Annotated in this window: 5 protein-coding genes; all 5 read right to left on the bottom strand. The window is 59.6% G+C overall.

Going from position 1 to position 8,002, the window contains the following annotated elements; genetic code table 11:
* Positions 1-48: 48 nt before the first annotated feature.
* Positions 49-726, bottom strand: a complete 678-nt coding sequence (locus ACH107_RS27315) for a metallophosphoesterase (RefSeq protein WP_412508835.1) — start codon at positions 724-726, stop codon at positions 49-51.
* A 90-nt stretch (positions 727-816) separates the two neighbouring features.
* Positions 817-3,972, bottom strand: coding sequence for a UvrD-helicase domain-containing protein (locus ACH107_RS27310; RefSeq protein ID WP_412508834.1), 3,156 nt, complete (start codon positions 3,970-3,972; stop codon positions 817-819).
* Positions 3,965-6,646 (bottom strand): PD-(D/E)XK nuclease family protein, encoded by a 2,682-nt coding sequence (locus tag ACH107_RS27305; RefSeq protein WP_412508833.1) that lies wholly within the window; start codon positions 6,644-6,646, stop codon positions 3,965-3,967. The genes ACH107_RS27310 and ACH107_RS27305 overlap by 8 nt, the downstream gene beginning before the upstream one ends.
* A 249-nt stretch (positions 6,647-6,895) precedes the next feature.
* Positions 6,896-7,653 (bottom strand): IS5 family transposase gene (locus ACH107_RS27300; RefSeq protein WP_412508832.1). Its coding sequence is split into 2 segments (ribosomal slippage): positions 6,896-7,329 and positions 7,329-7,653, totalling 759 coding nucleotides; the frame shifts between segments, so codons are not numbered across the junction.
* A 100-nt stretch (positions 7,654-7,753) separates the two neighbouring features.
* On the bottom strand, positions 7,754-8,002 hold a 249-nt coding region (locus ACH107_RS27295), incomplete at its 5' end, for a hypothetical protein (protein ID WP_412508831.1).

The following is an 8,002-nucleotide window of genomic DNA, read 5'->3' as shown; positions in this document are numbered from 1 at the left end:
TTCTACGCGCCGGACGCGCCTACCGGCCGCACAAAATGTAGCGCCCGTTCAACCCTTGATGAGCCCGGCAACCCACAGAGATCGAGAAGGGACCATATTGCGCCGAACATGACCACCCTTATCAGTGAATTCGTAACCCTCCGGCAGGCCTTGCTCCGGCCCCTTGGCAAGCGTTTCAACTATACTGTAAATTTCATCGCCTTTTCGAGCAGCTCTAATCAGCTGCTCTTCATTCAAGATACCGGTTGGGCTGTGCTTTCGCAGGCGTTCAACGTCCGACTGGACCCACGCAGCGTGAACAGCGCGGAACGCATCGTCTTCAATTAACAGTGGCAACCGGCGCATCCAGTCTAGAACTGCGGTAGTTTCAGGAGCCCCGAGCGGGTATTCCTCAAGGAAGCTTGCGTGCTGTTCGAGGTTCTTTGTTTTATGTGCTCTAAGAGGTTGACCGATCTCAGGGTCAGTAGTGTGGAAGTGAAGAGCATTTAGCTCGTGATTACCCATTACAGCACGTGCCCGACCTGCATCCATCAACTCGCGGACCATTCTAATGACGGCACCATTTTCAGGGCCGCGATCGATGAAGTCTCCTAGGAACACAATCTGACGGTCTGGTTCTGGATGCCGCCATGTCGTTCCGTTCCGCCGCCAGCCCAGATTCTGCAGCGCAAGGCGCAGCTTCTCTGCCTGGCCATGGATATCGGGAATAATGTCAGTAATGCTCACGCACTTGCTCTCCTCGGTTTCATAAGCGAACGGCTGCGCGGGTGTTGCGACAACACGCCTGGCGTCGCAGCTTTTCGCCATTCATTTTGGTTATTCGCGAACTAGGACTTCCAACTCAGCCCTGTCGATCCAGTGGATTGCCACGTCAGGTTTGATTCCCTCGGCCTGCTCCGCGAGAACCTCTCGATAAGCATCTAGCTGCGCAAAGTAGCCTGCAAAGCTTCCCACACCGCTTTTGTGGTCCAAGATCAAACACTTCCCTTCGCCCGTCGCCAGTAGGTCAACGACCCCGTTGAATTCAGCACCTGATGCTTCACGCCTCTGGATCGGCACTTCACACTCGATCTGCGTATAGCCTTCGGCGGTCAGCCATTCTTTGAGGGCGCGCGCCTGTGCCTGCAACACGTCCAGCGTCGCCTCGTCAAAGCCCGTGGCCGCTGACAGACGCGGACGCAGATCCGGGCGCATCAAGAGAACGCGCATTGCCCTGTGAAGGACAGTACCACGTTCGCTGGCGGTTGCCACAAGAGAGACAGCCTGCGGCGGTACTTCCAGCTGAACGATACGTGTCTGAACTTCAGGCAGCGGTTCCTGCACGATTGAAGAAGGTCGGACGCGCCATGCCGTCTGCTGCGTCTCGAGCATCGACCGCAGCTCACCAAAGGCCAGTCTTTCCGACGCCTCTTGCACGCCGGACGCTTCCAGCGTGCCTGGAGCCTCAGCGCTGCAATTCAAAGTGCGCGCGGGGAAACTGGAACCGCCGATTTTAAGGCTGCCGCCCTCCAGCTCCACGCCCGCCTCCAACACCAACATTTCGGCGTGGTTCGCAGGCCCGCCGCTCTCGCCAAGCTTTTTAAGCGCAAAATCTGGCCACTCAAGGATCAAACGATCGCGCCCACGTGTCAGTGCCACATAAAGCAGACGGCGCGCATCTGCCTCAGACGCCGCTCGGCGATCGGCAATGAAGGCGTCTTTCTTTTCCTTGATTGGCAGGTCGGGTGTCCAGATCAGGAGCGCCCGTTCCAGGATGGCGCTGAGATCGCTGAAATCTGTGAATTCTGCGCGCAAGGTGCCGGGCTTTTCACCAATCTTATTATCGAGACCAACAACCGCGGTGATCGGCCATTCTCGCCCTTTCGAGGCATGCCAGGTGACGATCTCAACCCCCTGCCCGGCGCTTTGGCCGGGGTCAGGGTGGCGGTCGAAATCACGTTCCTGGCGACGCGCTTCAAGCCAGCCCAGAAAAACCTGCGCACTCGCGCCATGGAAGCCAGCTGCTGCCTTGAAGTCACGATGGGCCGAGACAAATTCGGTGACCTCCGCGGAGAGCCGCATGAGATCTGCATGGGCTTGCGCGGCCTCCGGCATTCGCGCAGCCCAGTCGAGGATACCCGCAGCGCTAAGCACCCGCGGAAGCAGGGTTTCCAGCGGTATGGCGGGGGCAGTCTCAGCCAAGGCCCGCAGGTCGGCCAGTTCGGCACAAGCTTCCAATTCACCATCGGCAAGCAGGCTCATCGCCTGCTGAAGAGGCATGGAGGATGGGCCAAGTGTCAGGATCGCGAGTGCCGCATGGCGATCTGTAGGATCGACCGCGAAGGCCAGCGCGTTGCGCGCCGCCATAACGGCGGGCGAGTCCAGCCATCCTGTTTCACTTATCCGAACCGGGACACCTTGGCGCTTGAGCGCCGTTGCATAGCGTGCGGCCATCGAATGGGTCGGCGCGAGAATGGCAATGTCCCGCGGCTCGACCGGCCGGAATGTCGGCGCCTTGGGATTACTCTCCCGCTCCACTACTGGCCCAGCCTCATCTAGGATATCGGCAATGCGTGCGGCCACATGCTCCTCCGGGCGGGATTTCTTTGATCGACGCCCTTCTGGAATGCGCAGGATTTCTGCGAAGGTCTCTCCAGTTTCCGGACGCTGCGGCTCCAGGGGAACATAAGCCTCACCGAACAGCCCCGCCGAAATCGCATTCACCATCTGCATCAGCCGAGGATCGGAACGCCAGTTGCCCGTGAGGGGCGAGGCTGCGTCCGGGTTCTGCCGCTCGAGCGCCTCGCTCAGACGCGGGTCTGCCCCTTGGAAGCCCATGATCGACTGTTTGGTGTCGCCCACGATCAGCACGCGCTTGGCGGATTGCGCGATGCGCCACAGCAGCGCGAACTGGACCGGGTTCGTGTCCTGGAACTCGTCGATGATTACGCAATCTACTTCGGACAAAAGCGCGTCGAGGATTTCCGGGCGCGTCCGCAGAAGGCGCTCGGCATCGCAGATCATGTCGGCATAGTCGATGACACCCGCTTCGCGCTTCATATCAGCATATTTCGACATCACTTCCTGGGCGCCATGGATCAGCGCCGTAAGATGCGCGCAGGCATCCTCCAAAGGACCGGGGTGGACCACGATATCCGCGGCCGCCGCGATCACTTCGTCAGACAAGACATCATAGCCATCCGGTGTGGGCGCCCCTTGAACCGATTGACGCAACCCACTCAAGGCTTTCCAAAGCCGCCAATCCCGGCGCAACTCGCTAGGTCGCTGAGCGCGCTTCATGTTGCGGTAGTCTTTTCCGAACGCTGTGCGCGCTGCGTCCGACGTAGCATGGGCGGTAAGATCGTTAGGGAATGCCGTAAGCAGGGCGTCGATCGCCGTCAGCAATCGCGCTTCCAAGGGCGCCCCGTCTGGCTCGACCCGACCGTAGAGCCCGCGCAGGCGGGCGACCGCCCCATCCGCAAGTTGCGGATCCTCTCCATTGTCGCCGAGCCCCCTCAGAAGATCAATCGTGGTCAGGATTCTGCCGCGGAAACTATCTTCCTGGCTCTCATTCGAGACAAAACTCGACCGGTACCCAAAGCGCGGCAGGTCAGCTTTGACAGCCTCAAGAGACTGTGCGTGCGCCATAGCTTGCCGAATTAGGAGGTCGCGCTCTGCATCAGCCAACGCACGTGGCTGCGGTGAGGCTCCTGCGGCAAAAGCGTGTTCCGAAAGAATCCGCAATCCAAGCCCGTGAATAGTCGAAACGTAGGACTGCTCGACGGCTAATGCCTCCTCGACCATACCTTCGGCCAAAAGGCTCGACCGAATACGGCCGCGCAACTCTGCGGCGGCAGCTTCAGTGAATGTCACCGCCAAAATGCGATTTGGAGCGACGAGGTTGTCCTTAACCCATTTGGTGAGGTCCGATTTAATCCGGAAGGTTTTGCCCGAACCAGCCCCAGCCGGAACAATCGTCAGCATTTCAGTCATTGTGACCCTCCGTGGTATCAGCATTCTCCGCCTTGGGCGTCATGAAGCGCGAAACAAGCGGCGAAGCATCCAATGCATACGGCACAAGACTCGCTTCCTTCTCGAATTTTTGGCGATCTTCTTCCGTATTGAGGCGAATCAAACCTTCGCGCACATCAGAAAGTCGCTTGGTCAACAAGTCCATGGCTTGCGCAGAAATCTCACCCTCTACGACGGTGACGATGCCGTCGGCTGGCTTAAGGCCTTCAAGCAAAACGCCTTGGTCGTTGATCAGGTGGTAGGCGACCCCGATCTTGGGCTTATCCGCCAAGGCGGCCTCTAGAACGTCGTTTGTTTTTGCAGGACATTTGAGCATTGCTCGGTAAAGGCCGAGTTGCAAATCCCATTTAGCCTCAAGGCGTGCGCGGCGTTTGGGCGTACCACTTTTCTTGTGATCCACGACCAGGAGGCTGCCGTCTTCGAGTTGGAGAAGGCAATCAGCGCGTCCGCGCAGCAAGATACCCAGTGCCTCACCCTGCAGACCGATTTCATTGTCGATCACACGCGCGCCAAGGCCTTCGACTGTGTTCCGCCAGGCATGTGCGGCCGTACGGATATCACGAAGCAAGCCATCACGTTCGACGGCCCAGATCGAGCGCTGCAGATATGGCGCATATTTACGGATGGCCGAGGAGAGTAACTCCGGCACCTCAGCATCGATCTGGTTGTGATCTGGCAACGGCGCATCCTTGGGAAACAGAAACTCCAGCACGTCATGCGCGATGGTTCCTGCAACCATGACGTTAAGCCCATCCGGCGCCCATGTCACAGGTTCCGCCCCGAACTCGGACAAGCTCCAGGCCAGAGGACTGACCATAAGCGTTTCAAGTCGACTAGGCGACTGGGGGCGCATCCGCCCATCATCGGCAAGGCGGCGGCGGAGCAGATCGCGATCCAAGCGCAAGATGCCATCTTTCGGCACGGCGCTGGGCTGCGCATCTGTGGCCGTCTCGACAACCCGATGCGCAAATGGCCAGCGCTCGCGCGGGACAGCACGCAGATCGTGGATCAACGCCTCAGCATCCTCGCTGCCCTTTTCACCATTCCCCACGGTGCGCGCCACCAGCGACAGGGCAGCCGCCGGAGCCTGACGGCTGCCATTCGGCGCGAAGACGGGGCGCAAGAGGGTCAAGGATTCCGAGGCGCATAGGAACTGGCGGCGGAGCTTCTCGAGGCGCCGCGCCAGAGCATCGCCGCGCGTTTCGACATGGAGCCCGGTTTTTTCGCGCAGTAGCCTAAGTTCGCCATCGAGAAAGAGCGGCGACGCGGAAACCGCACGCGGCCAGCGATTGCCGCTCATGCCCATGGCAATAAGGTGTCGCGCCGGGCGCCACGGCATCGAACCTTCCGTGAACACGCTCACGCCCTCGACAAAAGCCTCCGAGGGGGAAGGCTTGGGCATGGCGGGTGTCGCAACTCGGTAGAGGGCGCTCCAATCCAGCGAGCGGCTCTGAGACAGCGCAGCCCGCATCATTCCCATCTTCACGCGAAATGCAGCAACAGCCTCGCGCTGCTCGGCCGCGTCACTCAAAAGCTGGGCGGCCTGTTCGAGGGCTTGCTGAATTCCGTCTGACGTCTGCGCAACATTGCTCCGCAACAGTTTGTAGAACCGCTGCGCTCGTCCAGTCAGGGATCTAGCCGCATAGGGTTCGAACCGGCCCTGCATGACCTCGCGAGAGAGCTGCAGCCCCGTCTCGGACGACCATGGCATCAAAGGCGAAATATAGAGACTGGCAAGCGCCATGGCCGGTGCGGGGGACTGAAAACACAAGAGCAGCTGAAGGAGTGTTTCACCTGCGATATCGCGGCGCTCGGGCTGTATGGGCAAACCCGAGAGCGGAAGCCCCGCAGCATCGAAGGCGCGCCTAAGCTGTGCAAAATACCCGACCTCGTCGGGCACCAGCAGACCGATCTCGTGAGGTGAGGCGCCTTGATCGACCAAGCGCTGGGCCCGTGCCGCCGCGAAATCCGCCTCCTCGGCCTCATCGCGCAGGGCAAAGAAGGCCAAGCTTTCGTCCAATGGTCCAGGCGGGATAGACGCGCCCGTCAAACCCTGCTGCGCACGCCACAAGCTCGTGCCCGCTGCAGCGCCAGTCATCAGCGGTGCGCGGCGCGCGACCCATTCATTCTGAAAAGCTGCGTTGGCAACCCCGTGATGATCCAGCAACTGCTCATGCAGGCGGCGTTCAATGGGTGTCGCGAAGCCACATGGATCAGCGCTCACCAACGGAAGCGGCTCAAGCGCGTTACCAGATACGCAGGCAAGCACATGAGCGCAAACCTGCAGATCTTCCGGCAGCGCCCCTGGGGCATTAAGCCAGAGGTCACAGAGCGCCGTGAGGTGTTTGTAAAGGCGGCTATTGCGATCGAGCGACCCGAGGTCGACCTCATCCGGGCTCAGGCCCTGAGTCGCCTCCGCGAGGCTTCGCAAGGCAGCTGAAACAGCGGCAGACGTTTCAAGCGGCGCCACACCCATGCTGGCTGACCAAGGGAACGCCTCGTCTACCAGAACTGCGTTCAGGTCAACGGCCTGCGGGCGCGGCGCGAGATAGGTTTCCGCCAGAAGGTCTGACGTGATGGTACGAAACGCGCCCGTTCCAGCATGAACCGTCACTAGTAGCTCAAGACTATTCATTCTTACCTCCCCGCCGCCATCGGCATTGACCCACGTTTGCTCACAGCCGCACGAAGCGGAACGGTGCGATCAAGCTCCGACCTCAGGCTGTTTAGCGAATCGAAACGATCCGTGGTCCTTAAGCTGATACTCGAGGCTAATCTTTCTGGCATCGCCGCAAGATACAACCCATCCCCGCCGTTGATACGACCGAAAATGACGCCGCCGGGGAGAGGCAATTATCAACAGAACTCACCCTAGGGTCAGGACTCATAGCCAGTAAATAACGAGGGCTGCGAGGGCGATGGCTGACAGGAAGACTTTCGGGCAGCGGTCGTATCGGGTTGCCACACGTCGCCAGTCTTTCAACCTGCCGAACATGATCTCGATCCTGTTGCGCCGTTTGTAGCGGCGCTTGTCATACTTGATCGGTTTCTTGCGCTGCTTCCGGCCAGGGATGCATGCGCGTATCCCTTTGTCTTTCAACGCTTCCCGGAACCAATCGGCGTCATATCCGCGGTCCCCGAGCAGCCAATCGACATCCGGCAGGCTGCTCAGCAACGCCCGCGCTCCGATGTAATCGCTGACTTGCCCGGCTGTGACGAAGAGATCGAGAGGTCGGCCCTGGCTGTCGCAGATGGCGTGCAGCTTTGTATTCATCCCGCCCTTGGTCCGGCCGATGAGGCGTCCACGCCCCCCTTTTTCGCGGCCAAGCTGGTCGCTGTTCGGTGGGCCTTGAGATATGTCGCGTCGATCATGACGGTCTTCTGTTCGCCGTGCTCGGCTGCCAGACCCGCCATCATCCGCGCGAAGATGCCCTTGTCGCTCCACCGCTTCCAACGGTTGTACAGCGTCTTGTGCGGCCCGTATTCCGTGGGCGCGTCGCGCCACCGTAAACCATTGTGATTGATGAAGATAATCCCACTCAACACACGTCTATCATCAACGCGAGGTTTGCCGTGGGACTTCGGGAAGAAGGGCTCAAGACGCGCCATCTGTGCGTCGGTTAGCCAGAAAAGATCAGACATGTTCACCGCTCGTTTTCGAACCGTGAATCACGCTAGCAAGCGAAAATCAATGGACCCTGAGCCTAGCCTGATTTTGAACCTAGAAAATGTCTGAAACTGCCTACAAGTCAACCTTTTTTGTTGGAAAGTCTGATAAATGGGTTTGGCTGCGCAGATAAGTCGGCCTGATCGCTCTGTTGGTCGCACGACGGCGCCTTGCGGCCGAATGTCGCGGGCTCAGGTCCGCCAGATGGCCGATATGGCGATTTTCGGCTTCTTCGCGGATTGTGTGGGTTTGCAGGTTCTGGATCAGGTCGCGACCAGACCACATGTTGTTTCGTAGGGTGATGCGGGCAGTTGCGTAAGCCGG

The organism is Roseovarius halophilus (ex Wu et al. 2025) (assembly GCF_047086965.1).
The sequence above is the reverse complement of the archived record's forward strand: the minus strand, read 5'-3'. Positions and strand labels throughout refer to the sequence as shown.